Raw genomic sequence first — 19383 nt, 5'->3', positions numbered from 1 at the left:
CCCGGGCAGGATGCCCCCATGACCCAGCGTCCCCTTCCGACCGCCGCCCCCGCGACCCAGGGCGTCGACGCGTCCGGCGTCCACGCCTTCCTCGACGCCCTCGAGGCCGACCCGGACATCGAGCCGCACGGACTGATGATCGTGCGCCACGGCCGGGTCGTGGCCTCCGGCTGGTGGGCGCCCTACACCCCCGCGCGCCCCCACCTGCTGTACTCGCTCAGCAAGAGCTTCACCTCGACCGCCGCCGGGCTCGCCGAGGCGGAGGGGCTGATCGACCTCGACGCCCCCGTGCTGTCGTACTTCCCGGAGATCGACGCCGACATCACCGACCCGCGCAGCCGGTCGATGCTGGTGCGCCACGTGGCGTCCATGGCCAGCGGGCACGACCACGAGACCGTCGACGAGGCGTTCGGCGCCGACCCGGCCGAACCGGTGCGAGGTTTCCTGCTCCAGCCGCCGCAGCACGACCCGGGCACCCTGTTCACCTACAACCAGCCCTGCACCTACACCCTCGGCGCGATCGTGCAGCGGGTCACCGGACAGACCCTGGTCGACTATCTGCGGCCCCGGCTGTTCGACCCGCTGGGCATCGGCGAGACGCTGTGGTCCCGGGACCGCGCCGGACGCGACATCGGCTTCGCCGGTCTGCACACCACCACCGACGCGATAGCCCGGCTCGGTCTGCTGTACCTGAACGACGGTGTCTGGCAGGGCGAGCGGCTGCTGCCCGAGGGCTGGGCCGAGCGCGCGACACGCGCCCACATCGCCACCGCCGGGGCCATGGGCGCAGGCGACCGGTCCGACTGGGACCAGGGGTACGGCTACCAGTTCTGGCGGAGCAGGCACGGCTTCCGCGGCGACGGCGCCTACGGCCAGTTCTGCCTGGTGCTGCCCGAGCACGACGCGGTGATCGCCGCCACGTCGGCCACCGAGCAGATGCAGCGCTACCTCGAGCTGGTGTGGCAGCACCTGCTGCCCGCGTTCGGCCCCGCACCGCTGACCGGGCGGGACGCCGAGGACGCGGCCCTGCGCGAGCGCACGGAGCGCCTCGCCCTGCCGGCGACGGACGGCGCGCCCGCCCCGGCCGGGCGGACCGGCGACTGGTCGGGGGCCGTGTTCGCCCCGGAGGGCGGGCTCTGCGCCGAGCAGCCGAAGCTGACCGCCGCCGGGCTCACGGCGGACGAGGACGGCGGCTGGACGCTGACCCTCGACGAGGACGGCCACCGGCTGGCCGCCCGCTGGACCGGCGCGGACTGGACCGTCACCGAGGGCGCGGTGCCGGTGGCCGTCACCGGCGGCTGGACCGGCGCGGACACCCTCACGACGGACATCGCCTTCCTGGAGACCCCGCACCGGCTGCGCGTCACCTGCTCCCTCGCCGGCCGCGCCTTCCGCGCGCACTGGCTCACCACCCCGCTGATCCCCTGGCCCCTGCGCGCGCTGCGCGCCCCGCGCGGCTAGGGCCTGCCCGGCGGATCAAGTCGGGGAAGAGCGGCGGCGCTGTGCGACCCGGGTGAGCGGGGTCTGGTGCGTCCAGCCGCAAGGCGGAGGAGGGAGCCGACACGATGGGGCTCCCCCGCTCGAGCGCAGCCGAGAGCGGAGGCGTCGGCGAGCGACGGCAACGCCGCAGACGGGCGTGCCAGGCCCCGCCTCTCCGGCATGTTCCGCCGGACAGGCCCTAACCGCCCGCACCGGGACGGAAGGTCCGCAGGGCCGTGCGCAGCGCCTCCTGGTTGCCGGTGCCCGTCCAGTCGGCGGCCGGGGCGGTCCAGCGCAGCGAGAAGCCCCGGCCGCCGCCCAGCAGGAAGCCGCGGCCGAAGGTGCGCACCCGGGTGCCGCCGTACGTGGTGGTCCACTGCATGTCGGCGGCCTCGCGGCCCTGGTACGTGGTCGCCCGGACGGCGCCGATCCGCCGGTAGGCGCCGGTGCGTTCGAGCCCCGGCTCCACCGTGTCCCGCCACACGGCGACCGGGTCCGGCCCCACGCGCTCACTGTAGGTGACGGCCAGGGTGCGCGGATCGCCCTCGGAGCCGAACGTGACGCGGTACGACAGCCGGGTGGCACGCGAGGTCCGCTGCCGCTCCCAGCCCTTCGGCAGGGCGACGGAGAAGCCCTCCGGCGCCCGGTAGGCGCGGTACCCGGCGGGCAGGGCGCCGGGGCCGGCCGGGGGCCGCGGGGCCGTGCCGGACGGGTCCGGCGAGGCGGGTCCGGACGACGGCGGGGCGCTCGGCGCCTCCCCGGCCCCGGCCCCTCCGGCCGCCCCGGTCCCTCCGGCCGTCGAGGAGGCCGACGCCTTAGCGCCGCCGTCGGCGCGGTCGTCGCCGGGCAGCCCCGTCGTGGCCGCGACTACGGCCGCCGTCACCGTGACCACCACGAGCGACGCGCCGACGAGCACGCCCTTCCGCCTCCGCCCCCGCCGCGCCGGCCCGTACGTCCCCTGCGGCGCCGGACCCGCGTCGGGGGCGTCGCGCAGCACCCGGGTGAGCGCGTCCCGGACCGCCTGGCGGCTCGGGCGCTCCCGGGGCTCCTTGCGCAGCAGTCCCGTGACGACCCCGGTGAGCGGCCCGCACCGCACCGGCGGGCGCAGCGGCAGCCGGTCCACCCCGCGCAGGGTGGCCGCGGCCCTGCCCCGGTCCCGGAACGGCGGACGTCCCTCCAGCATCGTGTGAAGGACCGCCCCCAGCGCCCACAGGTCGGCGGCCGGGCCGACCCGCTCGTTCCGCGCCTGTTCCGGCGCCGCGTACGAGGGGGCGGTGAGCCGGGGCGCCGACGTGGTGCCGGCCACCCCGAAGCCGGCGACGACCACCGGGCCTGTCTCGCGCAGGTAGAGCTGTCCGGGGCTCAGCTCGCCGTGGGTGACGGCCTCCGCGTGCGCCGCGTCCAGCACGTCGAGCAGGTCCAGGGCGATGCGCGCCGCCCGCGCGGGCGCGAACGTGCCCCGCTGGAGGAGGACCTCGTCCAGCGGGGCGCCGTCGATCCAGGCGGTGACCGTCCACAGGCAGCCGCCCTCGACGACCGCGTCGACGACGCCGGCGATCCGGTCCGGGCAGAGCCGGGCCACGTTCTCGGTGGCCCGCAGGACACGGGAGGGCGCGCGGCGGACGCCCTCCGCGGCCCGCGCGGGCAGTTCGACCCGGGTGGCCAGGCACGGCCGTCCCGTCCGCAGGTCGTCGGCGTACCAGCTGACCCGGTTGGTCTCGCGGTGCGTGATCTCGACCAGCCGGTAGCGGCCGGCGACCGGCCGGCCGGTGGAGGCGTGCGCCCAGCCCATGGTGATCCCTCGTCGAACCGCTGACTTCCGTCCCCCCTGATACGCGGGGAGGGGGCCGGTGTGTTCAACGCCGGGCGCGACGCCCTTCGTACGGCGCCGCACGCCGCCCTGCGCCGCCGGTCTCAGCGCAGGGAGAAGTGGTCCGCCCACGCCGCCATGTCGGCGGTGGTGGCGTTGCCGCCGCACACCACCAGCCCCAGGCGGGCGTCCCCGCCGACCCGTTCCAGGACCCGGCGGGCGGCCGGGAGCAGACAGCCCGCGGCCGGTTCCGCCCACACCTTGGCGTGGTCCGCCAGGTCCAGCGAGCCCCGCACCGCCTCCCGGTCCGGCACCACCAGCACTTCGGTGACCAGCTCCGCGACATGGTCGTACGTCAGCCGCGACACGGCCGGCGCGCTGAGGGTGGAGACGATCGACGTGAGCGCGACCGGCACCGGGCCGCCCGCCGCCAGCGCCTCGGACATCGCCTGCGCCCCCTCGGTCTCCACGCCCCACACCCGCACCCCGGGCCGCCGGGCGCGCAGGGCCGCCGCGACCCCGGAGATCAGGCCGCCACCGCCGATGCTGACCAGCACGTCGGTCAGCTCACCGGCGTCCTCGGCGAACTCCAGACCCACGGTGCCCTGACCGGCGATCACCACCGGGTCGTCGAAGGGGTGGACCAGGGTCAGCCCCTCCTGCCGCAGCTCGGCGGTGAGGGCGAACGCCCCGTCCATGTCGTCCGTCACCCGTACCGTGGCGCCCGACGCCCGCGCGATCTCCACGGCCCGCACGGGCGCCGAACGCGGCATCACCACGGTCGCCTTCACGTCGAGCGCGGCGGCCGTCACCGCCAGCGCGATGCCGTGGTTGCCGCCGCTCACCGCGACCACCCCGGCGGCCCGCTCGGCCTCGCTCAGCGCCAGCAGCTTCGCCGCCGCGCCGCGCACCTTGAACGACCCGGTGCGCTGCAGCAGTTCCAGCTTGGCCGTCACCGGCACGCCGAGCAGTGCCGACAGTCCGGGGCTCGGCACGGTCGGGGTGCGCACCACGTGCCCGGCGATCCGCTCGGCCGCGGTGTCGATGTCGGCGATCTCGATCACGACTGTCACCTTTCCGGCGCGGGGGGCGTGATCCGCGCCGTGCCCCAGCCTCGCCCGGCGGGCGGCCGGGGTCAACGAGGTTCAGCGCTGCTGCGCCTTGTGCGGCGGCGCCTCGCTGGGACGGACCACGACGTGCCCCTGCCCCTGGAGCACCAGCTGCACGGCCTCGCCCGAGCCGCCGCGCAGCATCGAGCCCAGCGACTGCGAGCGGTGCAGCGAGGTGGACAGGCCCGCCGTCCAGCCGACGATCGCGTCGGTGTCCACGTACACCGGGCTCTGCGGGGTCACCGGGATCACCAGCGGGCTGCCCTCGCAGACCAGGCCCAGCCGGCCGTGCCCGGTGAAGACGCTGTTGAACAGGCCGCCGCCGGTGATGCCGGCGCCCTTCACGGTGGAGATGCGGTAGGACAGCGTGGCGTCGAAGCACAGCACGTTGCGGCCGTTGACGGTGAACTCGTCGCCGGGCTCCACCTCCACGACGAAACAGCTCTGCGCCTCGTGCGCGAACCAGGCCTCGCCCCGTCCGCGCACCGCCATCAGCGGCAGTCCCTCACCGGTCACCGCGCGCTTGAGCATCCCGCCCACGCCCTGGCCCTTGCGCTCGAACTGGAGGTCGCCGCGGTAGGCGACCATCGCGCCCTGGCGGGCGAGCATCTCGCCGTCGACGGTGTAGCGCAGGCATTTGGCGTTCTCCACCGCCATGCCCGGGGCCGCGGCCGGCCGCACCGTGTGCTCACTGGAAAACAGATCACCCTTCATGGGGCCATCCTCGCCCGGCCTCCGTCGCCACCGCCAGAAACGTGCCCGTACGGCACGGGGACGGGCCGCACGGTCAGCCGCCGAAGAGCTGCGTCCAGTACGTGCCCGCCCGGCCGCCGCCCGCGAAGCCGACGCCGATGCGGGTGAACTCCGGCTTGAGGATGTTCGCCCGGTGGCCCGGACTGTTCATCCAGCCGCGCACCACCTCGGCGGCCGACCGCTGCCCGCACGCGATGTTCTCGCCGACGGTCCGGCACCGGGACCCCGCGGCGGCGGCCCGGTCCCAGGGCTTGCCGCCGTCCGGCGCGGTGTGCGCGTAGAAGTCACGCGCCACCATGTCGGCGCTGTGCGCCTGCGCGGCCGTGGTCAGCAGCGGGTCGCAGGACAGCGGGGGCAGTCCGGCCCGCGCGCGCTCGCGGTTGGTGAGGCCGACGACCTCCGCCACCGTGCGGTCCAGGCCCTCCGGGGTGAGCGGACGCGCCCACAGCGCCGTCCAGTACGTGTCCCCGTCGCCCTCGCAGGAGGCCACGGCGGCATGGGTGAACGCCGGGTCGCACACCGTGCGGCGGGCCGCCTCGTGGCGCAGGCAGTGGCCGACGAACCGGTCGACGGACAGCGGCCCGGAGACCAGGTGCTCGCCGACGGTGAGGTACGGGTACCCGGCGGAGACGACGCGCTGGTGCACCGACACGCCGTCCGGGCCCTCGACGCCGAGACGCCCGCCGCGCGCCATCGACCGGGCGTGCTCCCGGGCCGCCGCGGCCAGCCGTCCGTCGTGCGTCACCGGCGGGGAACCGGCGGCCTGCCGCGCGGAGTTGACCAGGGCCAGGAAGTCGTCCCCGGCGGACGGCGGGGCCGCCGGGCGGGGCGGGACGGCCGGGTGCGTCCGCGGGACGGGCCGTGCCGCCGTGCCGGGGCTCACCGGCGCCCTGCCGGTGACGACCGGGGCGGTACGGGTGGACACGGCGCCCTCGTCGTCCTCCACGTCGACGCCGAAGTCCCGCGCGAGACCGGCCAGTCCGTCCGCGTACCCCTGCCCGAGGGCGCGCAGCTTCCAGCCGTCGCCGCGCCGGTAGACCTCCGCGAGCAGCAGCACCGTCTCCCGGTCGGGACGCGCCGGACGGAAGCGGGCCAGGGCGCGCCCGCCGGGGCCGGTGACCTCCAGCACGGGGACCGGCAGGGCGCTCAGCGGGGTGCCGGGCTCCTCGGGACTGACGGCGACCGTGATCCGGGTGGCGCCCGCGCGCAGCGCCGCCGGGTCGACGACGAGCGCGTCGCCGCCGAGCCGCGCGCCCGGCGCGGACGGCTGGTTGTAGAAGACGAAGTCCGCGTCCCCGGCCACCTTCCGGCCGTCGTCCGTGATCAGCGCGGACACGTCGAACGGCCCGGGCACCCGGACGGTCACCGCACCGCTCGGGAGCGGGATGTTGCCGCCGGGGACCAACTCGCTCATGACACCGCCCTGTTCGTCGTCGTCCGACCGGTGTGGGGGGTGTCCGGACAACGACGGCCAGGGCCCCGGAGTTCCCGGCGCCGCGCGGGCGCGCGGCCCCGGCGGGGGCTCGGCGGTGCGGGCCCGGTCCGCGGCGCGGGAGACATCCGGTCGTGGCCCAGGTCCTGACGACGCTCCGGGCGGCCCCGACGGGGTGCGCCCTGCGTCCCCCACGGCGTGACCGGATCCCCGGCGCGGCGCTCCGGGCCCGTGCCGCGGCCTCCGCACCGGCCCGTGCCCGTCGTGGCCGCGGTCGCCGCCTACCCGCGCGGGCGTGCGCGGGCCCCGCGCGGGAAGGCGGGATCGCGGGGCGTCGTACGAGGTGACCGCGGTGCGGGGGCGGCGGTCCCGTAGGGAAGACTGGACCGCGCAGGAACACGACACCGGGAGGAACGGCATGACGCGCCCGATCACGGCAGGGATCGACGGCACCGAGGAGAGCCTCGCCGCGCTGGCCTGGGCGGCCAGGGAGGCGGTCCGCCGGGGACTGCCGCTCAGAGTGGTGCACGCCTGGCGGTTCCAGTCGCACGACGCGGTGGACACCGGGGACCGGGCCGCCCAGGAACGGTGGGCGCGGGAGGCGGCCGAGGAGGCGGTGCGCGCCGTCCGCGACCACCACAGCGGCCTGGACGTCACCACGGACGTGCTGGAGGGCGACGCCGTGGAGACCCTGACCGCCGCGGCGGCCGGCGCCGAGATGCTGGTCCTGGGCTCGCGCGGGCACGGACGGATCATGGGCTTCCTGGTGGGCTCGGTGGGCCAGCAGGTGATCGTCGACGCCGGGTGCCCGGTGGTGTTCGTCCGGGCCCGCGACAAGGCCTCCGACGAGGTGGCCGGGCACGAGATCGTGGTCGGGCAGGAGGGCGACCCGCAGGACAGCGCCGCCGCGCTCGGCTTCGCCTTCGAGACCGCGGCCCGGCGCGGCGCCACCCTGCGGGCCGTACGCGCCTGGAACCTGCCGCCGGTGTTCTCCTACAGCCCCGCCTCCCTCCAGCTCCTCGACGAGGCCGGCGGTCTGGAGCCCTTCGAGCGGAAGAACCTGGCGGCCGCCCTCGCGCCGTGGCGGGAGCGCTACCCGGACGTGCGCGTCGTGGAGCACGTGGAGCTGGGCAGCGCCGGGCAGGTGCTGCTGTCGGTGTCGGGCGGGGCCCAGCTCATGGTCGTCGGCCGCCGCGCCCGCCGCTCCGCCGTGGGCGCCCGGATCGGCTCCGTGGCGGGAGGCGTGCTGCACCACGCGGACTGCCCGGTGGCGGTCGTCCCGCCCGCCTGACCCGGCCGGGTGCGGGCCCGGTTCACTCCTCCGCGGCCCGCAGCGGCTCCCGCCGCTTCGGCAGCACCGTGCGGATGTAGTCCTCGACGGCGGTCTCCAGACCGATGTCGTGCTGGGCCCGCTCGGACAGGTACCAGCGGTGCTCCAGCAGCTCGTGGTAGATCTGCGCGGGGTCCATCTGCCCGCGCAGCTCGGGCGGCACGGACCGCACGGTGGGCCGGAACACCTCGCGCACCCAGCGGTGGGCGAGCACCTCCGGACGGGCGCCATGGGGGTCCCCCCCGCCCGAGCGGAGCCGAGAGCTCGGGGAAGGGTCGCCCGGGGCGTAGTCGTCCTGGGTGGCCATCCAGCTCTCCAGGTCGTTCAGCAGCCGCCTGGCCTGGTTCTCCTCGGCGTCCAGACCGGTCAGCCGCAGCAGCTGACGCTGGTGGTGCCCGGCGTCCACGACCTTCGGCACGAACGTCACCGTGTCGCCGTTGGAGGCGTGCTCGATCTGCATCTCGGCCACGTCGAAGCCGAGTGCGTTCAGCCGCCGGATGCGCCGCTCGATGTAGTGGTGCTTGCCGGCCGGGTAGACCGAGGTGCGGGTCAGCTCCTTCCACAGGTCCTGGTAGCGCCCGCAGATCTCGGTGCCGAAGTCGATCGGGTCGACGGAGGGGTGCAGCGCGCCGGAGGCCTCGAGGTCCAGCAGCTCGCCGCTGATGTTGACCCGCGCCAGGTCCAGGTCGTACTCCCGCTGGCCGCGCGTCAGTTCGGGGTGCAGGTCGCCGGTCTCGGCGTCCACCAGGTAGGCGGCGAAGGCGCCCGCGTCGCGCCGGAACAGGGTGTTGGACAGCGAGCAGTCGCCCCAGGCGAAACCGGCCAGGTGCAGCCGCACCAGCAGCGCGGCGAGCGCGTCCATCAGCCGGTGCATGGTGGCCGGCCGCAGCGTCGTCTCGAACATCGACCGGTACGGCATGGAGCCGCCGAGGTGCCGGGTGACCAGCACGCTCTCCAGCGGCTCCCCGTCCGGGTCGGTGCGGCCCGTCACCACGGCGAGCGGGTCCACCGCCGGTATGCCGAGCCGGTCCAGGTCGCGCAGCAGTTCGTACTCGCGCAGCGCGGGACGCCGGGCGAGTTCCTTCACCGCGATCACCTCGTCGCCGGCGCGGGCGTAGCGCACCACGTGCCGGGAGATGCCGCGCGGCAGCGGCACCAGGTACTCCTCGGGCCACTCCTCCAGCGGCAGGTGCCACGGCAGTTCCAACAGGAGCGCGGGGTGCTCCGGGTTGGTGGCGTTGATCTGCAGTGCCATGGCGGCGGTGTCCTCGTCTCGCGGCTGATCGTCGCTCCAGCCTATTGCGCGCGCTCGCGGGCCAGCAGGGCGGCGTCCCGCACCGGCCCCCGGTGGAGCGGGCCGTGGCCGGGCAGCAGCAGGTCGCCGTCCAGCCCGGCCAGCACGTCCAGCGACCGCACGGCGGCGGCGCGCTCCCGGTGGAACATGTCCGTCAGCATCTGCGGGCCCTCGACGCGGGAGACGGGGTGCCCGCTGACCAGGGCGTCGCCGGACACCACCGCCCCGACGCGCGGGAGGTGGAAGGCGCAGTGCCCGGCGGTGTGGCCGGGGGTGTGCACGGGGACGGGCCGGCCCGGCAGGTCGAGCGGCCGCCCGTCGCCGGGGCCCGGGAACGGGCGGGGCGAGGTGACCGCCACGTTCGCCGTGCCGCCGGCGCGCAGGGCGTGCGCGGCCCACGGCAGCACACCGGGACGCCAGCCGTTGCGCAGGACTTGTGCCACGGTCACCTGGTGCAGGAAGTCCCGCCGGGCGTGCGGCACTTCCTCCGCGTGGGTGTGGACCGGGGTGCCGTACGCGGCGCTGAGGAACTCGGCGGAGCCCAGGTGGTCGTTGTGCGCGTGGGTGATCAGCACGGCCGCCACCGCCTCCGGCGCGGCGCCCACCTCCGCGAGCGAGCCGAGCAGCCCCTCGCGGTCGCCGGGGTAGCCGGTGTCGATCAGGGTGACGGCGTCCCCCTCGGTGAGGATCACCCAGTTCGTGTTCGTGCCGCGCACCAGATAGGTGCCGTCCGCCACCTGCCGCACCGTCGCCTTCATGCCCACCTCGAGTGTGTCGTCCCCTGCCGGTCGCACGCGCACAGGAAAGCAGACCGGGGGCGGTGGTGCTCCCCGGCACGCGGTGCTCCCGGGCGCGCGGTGCTCCCGGGCGCGCCGGCACGGCCCGCCCCTCACGACCGGGGCGCCGTGGCCCAGCGGGCGGCGCACGGTCCCGTCGCCGCCGACGGGCCGCAGCGGCGGGTCGCGGGGCGCGCCCACGGGCAGGACGGCGACCAGGGTGTCCTCGCGGGTGCCCCGGCCGATCCGGTCGCCGTGCCGGGCGACGCCGTCCCGGCCGTCGCGGCAGGGGCACGGCCCGGCCGTGGCGAACGGCTCGCCCGGCTCCTCGGCGCAGGGGGCGCTCAGGGCGTCGCGGGCCCCGGTGAGGACCGGGTGGGGGAGCGGGGCGCCGATGCCGTGATACGCCGGCAGCCGGGGCACGGACACGACCTGGTCGTCCGTCCGGCGCCGCTCGGCGGCGGATTCCAGGGGGCCTCGGCGGCCGGGTGGCCCAAGAGCGAGCCCCGGGGCACCGGGACGCGGGTCCGGCGATCGCCCCGCTCCGGGGGCTGTCCGATACACCGCTGTATCGGATACGTTCCCGTATCGGACGGCGGGAGCGGGGGCGGCATGGCGGACACCGGCACCGGGCGCGTCACCAGGCGCCGGCAGCGCACCCGCGCCCATCTGCTGGACGCCGCCTTCACCGTCTTCGCCGCCAAGGGCTTCGGCCACGTCTCCATCGAGGAGGTCTGCGAGGCCGCCGGCTACACCCGCGGCGCCTTCTACTCCAACTTCGCCGGCCTCGACGAGCTGTTCTTCGCGCTCTACGCCCAGCGCGCCGACCTGATCGCCGAGCAGGTCTCCGGCGCCCTCGCCTCGGACGGACCCGACCTCGACGTGGCCGCCGCCGTGGACCGGGTCTCCGAGGTGCTGCTGCTGGACCGCGACTGGCTGCTGGTGAAGACCGACTTCCTGGTGCACGCCGCCCGCGACCCCCGCGTGGCGGACACGCTGCTGGACCACCGGGCGCGGCTGCGGCGGGCCGTCGCCGACCGGCTGGAGCGGGCCCGCGGCCACACCGAACTGCCCGCCGTGCTCGGCGACGCCGAGGGCGCCGCACACGCCGTGATCGCCGCCTACGACGGCGTCACCGCCCGACTGCTGCTGGACCGGGACGTCGAACGCGCCCGGACCTGGCTGAAACACCTGCTCACCGCGCTGCTCACCGGATGAAGTCTCCGGACGGACAAGGAAGGGACGGTCGCCATGGATGCCGACGTCATCGTCGTCGGAGCGGGCCTCGCGGGCCTCGTCGCGGCCCACGAACTCACCGGCAGGGGCCGCAGGGTCGCCCTGGTCGACCAGGAGAACGCCGCCAACCTCGGCGGCCAGGCCTACTGGTCGTTCGGCGGGCTGTTCCTGGTGGGGTCGCCGGAGCAGCGCCGCCTCGGCGTCAAGGACTCCTTCGAGCTGGCCTGGAACGACTGGCAGGGCAGCGCCGCCTTCGACCGGCTCGACGACGAGGACTCCTGGGCGCGGCGCTGGGCGCACGCCTACGTCGCGTGGGCGTCGGGGGAGAAGCGGTCCTGGCTGGACGGTCACGGCATCACCTTCCTGCCCACCGTCGGCTGGGCCGAGCGCGGCGACCTGCGCGCCGGCGGCCACGGCAACTCCGTGCCCCGCTTCCACATCGCCTGGGGCACCGGCACCGGCGTCGTCGCCCCCTTCGCGCGGTACGCCCGTGAGGCCGCGCGCGACGGACTGCTGACCTTCTACCACCGCCACCGCGTCGACGAGCTGGTCCTGGAGAACGGCGCCGCGCGCGGGGTGCGCGGCACCGTGCTGGCCGAGGACGACGCGCCGCGCGGCGTGGCCTCCAGCCGCGAGGCGATCGGCGCGTTCGAGCTCACCGCCCAGGCCGTGATCGTCACCAGCGGCGGCATCGGCGCCGACCACGACGTCGTCCGGCGGTACTGGCCCGAGCGGCTGGGCACCCCGCCGCGCGAGATGGTCACCGGCGTCCCCGCCTACGTGGACGGGCGGATGCTCGACATCAGTGCCCGCGCGGGCGTACGCCTGGTCAACCGCGACCGCATGTGGCACTACACCGAGGGCATCCGGAACTGGGACCCGATCTGGCCGGGACACGGCATCCGCATCCTGCCCGGCCCGTCCTCCCTGTGGTTCGACGCCCTCGGCCGCCGGCTCCCCGAGCCCTGCCTGCCCGGCTACGACACCCTCGGCACGCTCAGGCACCTGCGCACCACCGAGGACATCGCCCCGTACGACCATTCCTGGTTCGTCCTCACCCGGAAGATCATCGAGAAGGAGTTCGCGCTCTCCGGCTCCGAGCAGAACCCGGACATCACCGCCAAGGACCGCGCCGGGTTCCTCCGCGAACGCGTCCTCGGCAAGGGCGCCCCCGCCCCGGTGGACGCCTTCCTGCGCAAGGGCGCGGACTTCGTCACCGCCGCCACCGTCGAGGAACTCGTCGACAGGATGAACGCCCTCACCGACGAGCCCCTGCTCGACGCGGCCCTCGTCCGGCGCCAGATCGAGGCGCGCGACCTGCAGCTCGCCAACGCCTACGGCAAGGACGCCCAGGTGCAGGGCATCCGCAACGCCCGCCGCTACATCGGCGACCGCCTCGGCCGGGTCGCCACCCCGCACCGCGTCCTCGACCCGGCGGCCGGACCGCTGATCGCCGTGAAGCTGCACATCCTCACCCGCAAGACGCTCGGCGGCATCCAGACCGACCTGGACTCCCGCGCGCTGGGCGCCGACGGCAGCCCGGTCGACGGGCTGTACGCGGCCGGCGAGGTCGCGGGCTTCGGCGGCGGAGGCGTCCACGGGTACAACGCCCTGGAGGGCACCTTCCTCGGCGGCTGCCTCTTCTCGGGGCGCGCGGCAGGGCGGGCGGCGGCCGCACAGACGGCGTAGCGGGCGTGGCGGGCGTGACAGGAGCCGGCCCGGCCCGCGGGCCGGGCCGGCTCAGTCCGTCAGCAGCCGCGCCAGCACCGCCGCGTGGCTGCGCTCCGGCTGCTTCGACGCGGTCAGCAGGGTCACCGTCCCCTTCCCGGCCAGCTCCCGCACCCGCTCCAGCAGCTCCGCCGCCTCCGGCGCGGCCAGCTCCGCCTCGTAGCGCTCGCGGAACTCCTCGAAGGCGCCCTCGTCCGCGTGGTACCAGCGGCGCAGCTCCGTGGAGGGGGTCAGCCCCTTCGGCCACTCGTCGACCCGGGCCGCCTCCTTCGCCAGGCCGCGCGGCCACAGCCGGTCGACGAGGACCCGCACCCCGTCGCCGGGCTCGGGCGGTTCGTAGGCGCGGCGCACGCGCACGCTCATGCCGGTCCCCTTCCGCTGCCGGTCCCCTTCCGCCAAAGTCGCCGCGAGCCTACTGCGGCGCACGGGACCGGGCACGACGGCGGAAGCGGACGGGACGCCTGCATCGTTTTGGCGCGGCCCGGGTACTCCGTCCGCCTGGGACGTGACGGCCGGGAGGTGACGGATGGAGACCACGGACGACCTGCCGGTCGTCGGCACGCTCGCCGAGCTCACCGCACTGGTGGAGCGCGACCGGGGGCTGTACGTCCGCTGGTCCCGGGGACCGGCGATCGACCTGCACGCGGTGTCCAGCATCGACGACCTCACCGGCGTGGCCATGCCCGGCCTGTCCGCGAACCCGCTCGACGTGGAGGAGTGGTGGCGAGGCCGCTCGCCGGCCCTCTGGGTGGCGCGCCGGCTGTACGACTACGAGCACCTGCCGCGGGAGAAGGGCGCCGGCATCCGGCCCTGGGTGCTCAAGGGGCGCGAGACCGGCCGCGGCCCGGACAACGAGCCGCTGGTCACCGATGTGCGCCCGCTGTGCTGGATCGCCGACGGCGTCATCGAGGAGGCGCACACGGAAGTGGCCCGCCAGGAGCATCCCTGGGGGCCACTGCGCCGTGCCGACCGCTGACCGCCGGACGCGCTCGCCCGGGGCCCGCGCGGATCACGCCCTCGCCGTCGCACCGCACCGTCCGCCGCGCCCGTCAGGCTCCGCCCGACGAACGGCGGGCCGCGATGCGCCGCTTGAGCGCGCGGCGTTCCGTCTCGCTCGTGCCGCCCCACACACCGATGGACTGCCCGGTCTCCAGGGCCCACGTCAGGCACTGCTCCCGCACGGGGCAGCGCCGGCAGACCGCCTTGGCCTGCTCGGTCTGCAACAGGGCCGGCCCGGAGGCGCCGATCGGGAAGAACAGCTCGGGGTCCTCGGTCCGACAGGCCGCGCTGTGCCGCCAGTTGTCCATCGAAAGTCACCTGCGTCCGGAGTCGATGCGCACCCTTTTGGATGCCTTGCTCCTTTCGGGTGACCTGTCGATCCGCCGCGAAACAGCGGGATCCGTGGAAACGGTCACTGCTCGCGCAGGCCCCACGGCGATCCGTACGCGGTGAGCAGGTCCAGGAACGGACGGGGCGGGAACGCCTCCGGGCCGAGCACACCCGCGCCGGACCAGGCGCCGGCCGCCAGCAGTTCGAGCGCGACGACCGGGTTGACGGCCGTCTGCCACACCACCGCCTGGCAGCCGTACTCGCCCATCGACCACTGGTTGTCGACCACGTGGTACAGGTACACCTCGCGCGGCGCCCCGTCCTTGGCGCCCCGCACCCAGGTGCCCGCGCAGGTCCTGCCGCGCATCCGGTCGCCGAGCGTGGCCGGGTCGGGCAGGCAGGCCGCGACCACGTCCCGCGGGGAGACCCGTACGGGGCCGTCGGGGCCGGGCACGGTCACCGGCTCGGTGCGGTCCAGGCCCAGCAGGCGCAGCGTGCGGAGGGTGTCCGTGAACTCACGGCCCAGGCCGTACTTGAAGGTGACCCGGCGGGCGTCCACCCAGCGGGGGATCAGCAGCACCTCCTCGTGCTCCACGTTCACGCACTCCACCGGGCCGATGCCCTCGGGGAAGTCGAACACCTCGGGTTCGCTGAAGGGTTCGGTGGTGTACCAGCCGCGGTCCTTCTCGTAGACCACGGGCGGGTTGAGGCACTCCTCGATCGTGGTCCAGATGCTGAAGGACGGCGCGAAGCCGTAACCGTCCACCGTGAGGTCGGCGCCGTCGCGGACGCCGATCTCCTCGATCTCGTCGAAGAGCTCGTCGGCCGCGTACCGGGCGAACACGTCCGACAGACCCGGCTCCACGCCCATCCCGACCAGCGCCAGCAGCCCGGCCTCCTCCCACTCGGCGGCCTGCGCGAACTGCTCGTCACCCAGCTTGGTCCCGCACTCCTCGTACGGCCGCTCGCCGTGCGGGCGGGACAGGGACATCGCCAGGTCGAGGTAGGCGGCGCGGCCGGCCCGCGCCGCGCGGAACAACGGCATCACGAAGCGGGGGTCGGTGGCGTTCAGCAGCACGTCGCAGCCGTGCCGCCCGAGCAGCGCCGTCACCTGCGCCTCGTCGCCGGCGTCGACCCGCTCGGCACGGAACCGGCCACCGTCCGCGCCCAGCGCCGCGACCGCCGCCTCCGCCCGGGCCGGGTCGTGGTCGGCCACCACCATCAGCTCGAAGAACGGCCGCCGGGCCGCGATCCGGGTGACGGCGGTGCCCACACCGCCCGCTCCCACCAGCAGTACGCGCATGACGGAGCACTCCCTTCCCTCCTCATGGATCCGCACGGATCCGGAACGTTTCGCGGGGCCCCGGACGTGATGAAACGCCGCGCCAGGAGGTAAGGTCAATGGCGTTGGCATAAGGAGGGGAGGGCGGAAGGAGCGGCGATGGCCAAGCGTGTGGTCCCCGAGGAGCGGCGGCGACGGCGCCGGCCGACGAGGAGCGGGGTGGTGCTGTCGGAGCGGCTGATCGTCGAGACCGCGCTGCGGCTGCTGCGGGAGCACGGCAGCACGGGCCTGACCGCCCGCCGGCTGGGACTCGCCCTGGACTGCGACCCGAGCACGCTCTACCGCTACTTCCGCGGCATGGACGATCTCACCCTCGCCATCGGCGACGCGCTGATCGGCCAGGCGCTGGACGGCTGGCGGCGGAGCGGACAGTGGCGCCACGACCTGCGCGCCCTCGGCCTGCGCATCCACGCGGCCCATGTCTCCCACCCGCAGGCGGCCGTCCTCACCGCGAGCCGGGTCTCCGGCCGGGCCGACGAACTGGCCGCCGACGAGGCGGTGCTGGACGTGCTGCGCACCGCGGGATTCCCGCCGGCCGACACCGTCCGCGTCTACCACGCCTTCATCGACACCACGCTGGCGTTCGCCGCCCTCGACGCCGCCTCCCTGGCGCTGCCCGACGCGGCACGGCGGGCCGACGAGGACATGTGGCGCTCGACCTACGCCCGGCTGCCCGCCGCCACCCACCCGCGCATCGCCGAGACCGCCCCGCTGCTCGCCGCCCGCATGGTCGAGAGCGCCTATCCCACGGCGCTGGACATGCTGCTGTCGAGCGCGGAACGGGACCTCGCCGGCCTCGGGGTCAGCGGTGCAGCGCCCGGGCCGCCGTCTCCGTGACCGCGTCCGCGACCGCCGCGAGGGCGGGGGAGTCCAGCTTCCACTGCTGCCAGTACAGGGGTGCGTCGACCGCCCGGCCCGGGGCGAACACCGTGACCCGGCCCGCCCGCAGCAGCGGCACCGCCTGCGCCTCCGGCACCATGCCCCAGCCGAGACCGGCGGCCACCGCCTCGGCGAACCCCTCCGAGGTCGGCACGTGATGGCGCAGGGTGCTCGCCCCGGTGCGGCCGCCCGTCAGCCGCCGCACGAACCCGTCCTGGAAGTCGTCCCGCCGGTCGAAGACCACCACCGGCGCCGCCGCCACCGACTCCTCCAGCGGCTCCCGCAGCAGCTTTGCGGCGAACTCCGGGTGCGCCACCGGCAGGTAGCGCATCGTCCCCAGACGCCGCACCGAGCAGCCCGGAACCGGGTCGGGGGAGGAGGTCACCGCGGCCATCACCGCCCCCTCGCGCAGCAGCGCCGCCGTGTGGGACTCGTCCTCCCGGCGCAGTTCGAAGCAGAGCCGGGACCGGGCGGGCAGCCGGACCAGGGCGTCCAGGAACCAGGTGGCGAGGGAGTCCGCGTTGACCGCGACCGACACCCGCGTGGGCTCCCCGGCGCCGCTCAGCCCCAGCTCCGCGTACGCGTCCCGCTCCAGCCGGGCCACCTGCCGGGCCAGCCGCACCAGCACCTCGCCGGACTCGGTGGGCCGCACCGGGCGGGTGCGCAGCAGCAGCACCCGCCCGGTGCGCTGCTCCAGCGCCTTCACCCGCTGGCTGACCGCCGAGGGCGTCACGTGCAGCGCGGCGGCCGCCGCGTCGAACGTCCCCTCGTCGACCACCGCGAGCAGCGTCCGTACCTGGTCCAGCGGAAGGTCCTCCCTCACACCGGCTAAGGGTACGTAAGAATCCTGAGCTGTACTGCACCTGGCCTTCCGTCCTAGCGTCGACGCCATGACCAGCGCTTTCGCCACCGCCGCCGCCGGTTTCGGCACCGGACTGTCCCTGATCGTCGCCATCGGCGCGCAGAACGCCTTCGTGCTGCGCCAGGGCATCCGCAGGGAGGCCGTGCTCGCCGTCGTCGGCATCTGCGCCCTGTCCGACGCCCTCCTCATCACCCTGGGCGTCGGCGGCGTCGGCGCGGTCGTGGTGGCCTGGCCCGCGGCGCTGACGGTGGTGGCCTGGACCGGCGGCGCCTTCCTCCTCGCCTACGGCGCCCTGGCCGCCCGCAGAGTGGTCCGCCCGGCCGGCACGGGGCTGGAGGCAGGTGAGCACGGCCCGGCGGCGCGATCCCGCCGCCGGGCCGTGCTCACCTGCCTCGCCATGACCTGGCTCAACCCGCACGTCTACCTGGACACGGTGTTCCTGGTCGGCTCCGTCGCCGCCGACCACGGTCCGGCGCGCTGGACGTTCGGCGTCGGAGCCGCGCTGGCCAGCCTGTGCTGGTTCGCCGCGCTCGGCTTCGGCGCCCGGCTGCTCGGCCGCTTCCTGGCCCGGCCGGCCGCCTGGCGGGCACTGGACGCCCTGGTGGCCGCCACCATGATCGCCCTCGGTGTGACGCTCGTCGCGGGAGCCTGAGGACGCGCCCGTCCGGAGGCCTGCCATAGTGAGTCCCGGCCAAGTAGATGTAAGCACCAACCAGGACGGTCGTGGACACCAGCGAGAGCAGCACCGAGCCCCGGACACCCGAAGCGGAGCGGGAGGAGAGCGGACCGCGCGGATGGCGCCGCTGGGCCATGGACACCCGCCCGCTGCGCCGCCCCGCCTACCGCCGGCTGTGGGCGTCCACCGCCGTCACCGCCGTCGGCAGCCAGCTCACCGCCGTCGCCGTGCCCAAGCAGATCTACGACATCACCGGCTCCTCCGCCTGGGTCGGCACCGCGAGCCTCGCCGGACTGCTGCCGCTGATCGTGTGCGCGCTGTGGGGCGGGGCGATCGCCGACAGCACGGACCGCCGCAGACTGCTGCTGCTCACCAACACCGGCATTGCGGTCACCTCGGTGCTGTTCTGGGTGCAGGCCTTCGCCGGACTGGGGTCGGTCTGGGCGCTGATGCTGCTGCTCGCCCTGCAGCAGGCCTTCTGGGGGCTCAACGCGCCCGCCCGCAGCGCCTCCATCGCCCGCCTGGTCCCCGCGGACGAGCTGCCCGCCGCCAACGCCCTCGGCTCCACCGTGATGCAGACCGGCCAGATCGCCGGACCGCTGCTGGCCGGCGCCCTCATCCCCGTGATCGGCCTGGCCGAGCTGTACCTGCTCGACGCGCTCGCGCTGTGCGTCACGGTCTGGGCGGTGTACCGGCTGCCCGCGCTGCCGCCGCTCACCGCCGCCAAGCCCGGGAGCGCCGGACTGCGCGGCATCCTGGAGGGCTTCCGCTACATCTCGGGACACGCGGTGCTGCTGCTGTCGTTCCTCGCCGACATCGTCGCCATGGTCCTCGGCATGCCCCGTGCCCTGTTCCCGCAGCTCGCCGCCCAGACGTACGCCTCCTACGGGGAGGGCTTCGCGCTGGGTCTGCTGTTCGCCGCGATCCCGATCGGCGCGGTGCTGGGCGGCCTGTTCTCCGGCACGTTCTCCCGGGCGCGCCGGCACGGCTGGATGGTCATCGGCTCGGTGGTGGTGTGGGGGCTGGCGGTCACCGGGTCCGGGCTCAGCGGCAGCCTGTGGCTCGCGGTCGCCTTCCTCGCCCTCGCCGGCGTGGCGGACATGGTGTCCATGGTGTTCCGCGGGGCGATCCTGCTGTCCGCCGCGACCGACGAGATGCGCGGCCGCATGCAGGGCGTCTTCACCGTCGTCGTGGCCGGCGGCCCCCGCCTGGCGGACGTGCTGCACGGCACCGCCGGGTCCGCCTTCGGTCCCCGCACGGCCGTCGCGGGCGGCGGGATCCTGGTCGTCGTGGTGATGCTGGCGCTCGCCGCCGCGATGCCGGCGCTGCGCCGCTACCGGGTCTGAGC

The 19383-nt window shown here is 75.5% G+C and carries 18 protein-coding genes and 1 pseudogene; 8 read left to right on the top strand and 11 right to left on the bottom strand.

What is annotated here, in order from left to right; genetic code table 11:
• Positions 1-18: 18 nt before the first annotated feature.
• Entirely contained in the window at positions 19-1461 is a 1443-nt protein-coding gene (locus ACWH4W_RS24145; RefSeq protein WP_473077951.1) for a serine hydrolase domain-containing protein, read from the top strand.
• A gap of 217 nt (positions 1462-1678) precedes the next feature.
• Here the strand turns inward: ACWH4W_RS24145 and ACWH4W_RS24140 are convergent, their stop codons facing one another.
• From ACWH4W_RS24140 to ACWH4W_RS24125, 4 genes are all read right to left on the bottom strand, one after another.
• Positions 1679-3271: a serine/threonine-protein kinase gene (locus ACWH4W_RS24140; protein ID WP_473077950.1), complete on the bottom strand. Its 1593-nt coding sequence runs from the start codon at positions 3269-3271 to the stop codon at positions 1679-1681.
• A gap of 122 nt (positions 3272-3393) precedes the next feature.
• A complete protein-coding gene (locus ACWH4W_RS24135; protein ID WP_473077949.1) occupies positions 3394-4353 on the bottom strand; it encodes a threonine/serine dehydratase family protein in 960 nt (319 codons plus the stop codon).
• 81 nt (positions 4354-4434) lie between these two features.
• A complete protein-coding gene (locus tag ACWH4W_RS24130; protein ID WP_473077948.1) occupies positions 4435-5112 on the bottom strand; it encodes an AIM24 family protein in 678 nt (225 codons plus the stop codon).
• 73 nt (positions 5113-5185) lie between these two features.
• Positions 5186-6565: a CAP domain-containing protein gene (locus ACWH4W_RS24125; RefSeq protein ID WP_473077947.1), complete on the bottom strand. Its 1380-nt coding sequence runs from the start codon at positions 6563-6565 to the stop codon at positions 5186-5188.
• 436 nt (positions 6566-7001) lie between these two features.
• On the opposite strand from ACWH4W_RS24125, the gene ACWH4W_RS24120 reads away from it, so the two are divergent.
• Positions 7002-7874: a universal stress protein gene (locus ACWH4W_RS24120; RefSeq protein WP_473077946.1), complete on the top strand. Its 873-nt coding sequence runs from the start codon at positions 7002-7004 to the stop codon at positions 7872-7874.
• A gap of 22 nt (positions 7875-7896) precedes the next feature.
• Here ACWH4W_RS24120 and ACWH4W_RS24115 read toward each other — a convergent pair whose 3' ends face one another.
• From ACWH4W_RS24115 to ACWH4W_RS24105, 3 genes and pseudogenes are all read right to left on the bottom strand, one after another.
• On the bottom strand, positions 7897-9168 hold the full coding sequence (locus ACWH4W_RS24115) for a DUF4032 domain-containing protein (RefSeq protein ID WP_473077945.1): 1272 nt from the start codon (positions 9166-9168) through the stop codon (positions 7897-7899).
• 41 nt (positions 9169-9209) lie between these two features.
• The gene (locus ACWH4W_RS24110) at positions 9210-9965 is read right to left on the bottom strand and encodes an MBL fold metallo-hydrolase (RefSeq protein WP_473079250.1); all 756 of its coding nucleotides are present in this window, start codon (positions 9963-9965) and stop codon (positions 9210-9212) included.
• A 69-nt stretch (positions 9966-10034) separates the two neighbouring features.
• Positions 10035-10547: pseudogene (locus tag ACWH4W_RS24105) on the bottom strand (alpha-ketoglutarate-dependent dioxygenase AlkB); the annotation flags it as partial.
• A 48-nt stretch (positions 10548-10595) separates the two neighbouring features.
• Here ACWH4W_RS24105 and ACWH4W_RS24100 point away from each other — a divergent pair.
• Complete coding sequence (locus ACWH4W_RS24100) at positions 10596-11201, top strand: TetR/AcrR family transcriptional regulator (protein WP_473077944.1); 606 nt, start codon at positions 10596-10598, stop codon at positions 11199-11201.
• A 33-nt stretch (positions 11202-11234) separates the two neighbouring features.
• On the top strand, positions 11235-12908 hold the full coding sequence (locus ACWH4W_RS24095) for an FAD-binding dehydrogenase (RefSeq protein WP_473077943.1): 1674 nt from the start codon (positions 11235-11237) through the stop codon (positions 12906-12908).
• A gap of 51 nt (positions 12909-12959) precedes the next feature.
• On the opposite strand, the gene ACWH4W_RS24090 is transcribed toward ACWH4W_RS24095, so the two are convergent.
• Entirely contained in the window at positions 12960-13310 is a 351-nt protein-coding gene (locus ACWH4W_RS24090) for a DUF488 domain-containing protein (protein ID WP_473077942.1), read from the bottom strand.
• Between the two features lie 163 nt (positions 13311-13473).
• On the opposite strand from ACWH4W_RS24090, the gene ACWH4W_RS24085 reads away from it, so the two are divergent.
• On the top strand, positions 13474-13923 hold the full coding sequence (locus ACWH4W_RS24085; RefSeq protein ID WP_473077941.1) for a DUF6098 family protein: 450 nt from the start codon (positions 13474-13476) through the stop codon (positions 13921-13923).
• 73 nt (positions 13924-13996) lie between these two features.
• On the opposite strand, the gene ACWH4W_RS24080 is transcribed toward ACWH4W_RS24085, so the two are convergent.
• A complete protein-coding gene (locus ACWH4W_RS24080) occupies positions 13997-14254 on the bottom strand; it encodes a WhiB family transcriptional regulator (RefSeq protein ID WP_473077940.1) in 258 nt (85 codons plus the stop codon).
• Between the two features lie 104 nt (positions 14255-14358).
• On the bottom strand, positions 14359-15579 hold the full coding sequence (locus ACWH4W_RS24075) for a saccharopine dehydrogenase family protein (RefSeq protein ID WP_473077939.1): 1221 nt from the start codon (positions 15577-15579) through the stop codon (positions 14359-14361).
• 138 nt (positions 15580-15717) lie between these two features.
• Here ACWH4W_RS24075 and ACWH4W_RS24070 point away from each other — a divergent pair, with 138 nt between their 5' ends.
• Positions 15718-16455 (top strand): TetR/AcrR family transcriptional regulator, encoded by a 738-nt coding sequence (locus tag ACWH4W_RS24070; protein ID WP_473077938.1) that lies wholly within the window; start codon positions 15718-15720, stop codon positions 16453-16455.
• On the opposite strand, the gene ACWH4W_RS24065 is transcribed toward ACWH4W_RS24070, so the two are convergent.
• A complete protein-coding gene (locus ACWH4W_RS24065) occupies positions 16421-17320 on the bottom strand; it encodes a LysR family transcriptional regulator ArgP (RefSeq protein WP_473077937.1) in 900 nt (299 codons plus the stop codon). The genes ACWH4W_RS24070 and ACWH4W_RS24065 overlap by 35 nt on opposite strands.
• 67 nt (positions 17321-17387) lie before the next feature.
• Here ACWH4W_RS24065 and ACWH4W_RS24060 point away from each other — a divergent pair, with 67 nt between their 5' ends.
• Positions 17388-18011 (top strand): LysE/ArgO family amino acid transporter, encoded by a 624-nt coding sequence (locus ACWH4W_RS24060; RefSeq protein WP_473077936.1) that lies wholly within the window; start codon positions 17388-17390, stop codon positions 18009-18011.
• A gap of 71 nt (positions 18012-18082) precedes the next feature.
• Complete coding sequence (locus ACWH4W_RS24055) at positions 18083-19381, top strand: MFS transporter (protein WP_473077935.1); 1299 nt, start codon at positions 18083-18085, stop codon at positions 19379-19381.
• Positions 19382-19383: the final 2 nt, after the last annotated feature.

The sequence above is a fragment of the Streptomyces sp. DSM 120436 genome, from assembly GCF_055778765.1.
This window is presented reverse-complemented; position numbering and strand designations above follow the sequence as displayed.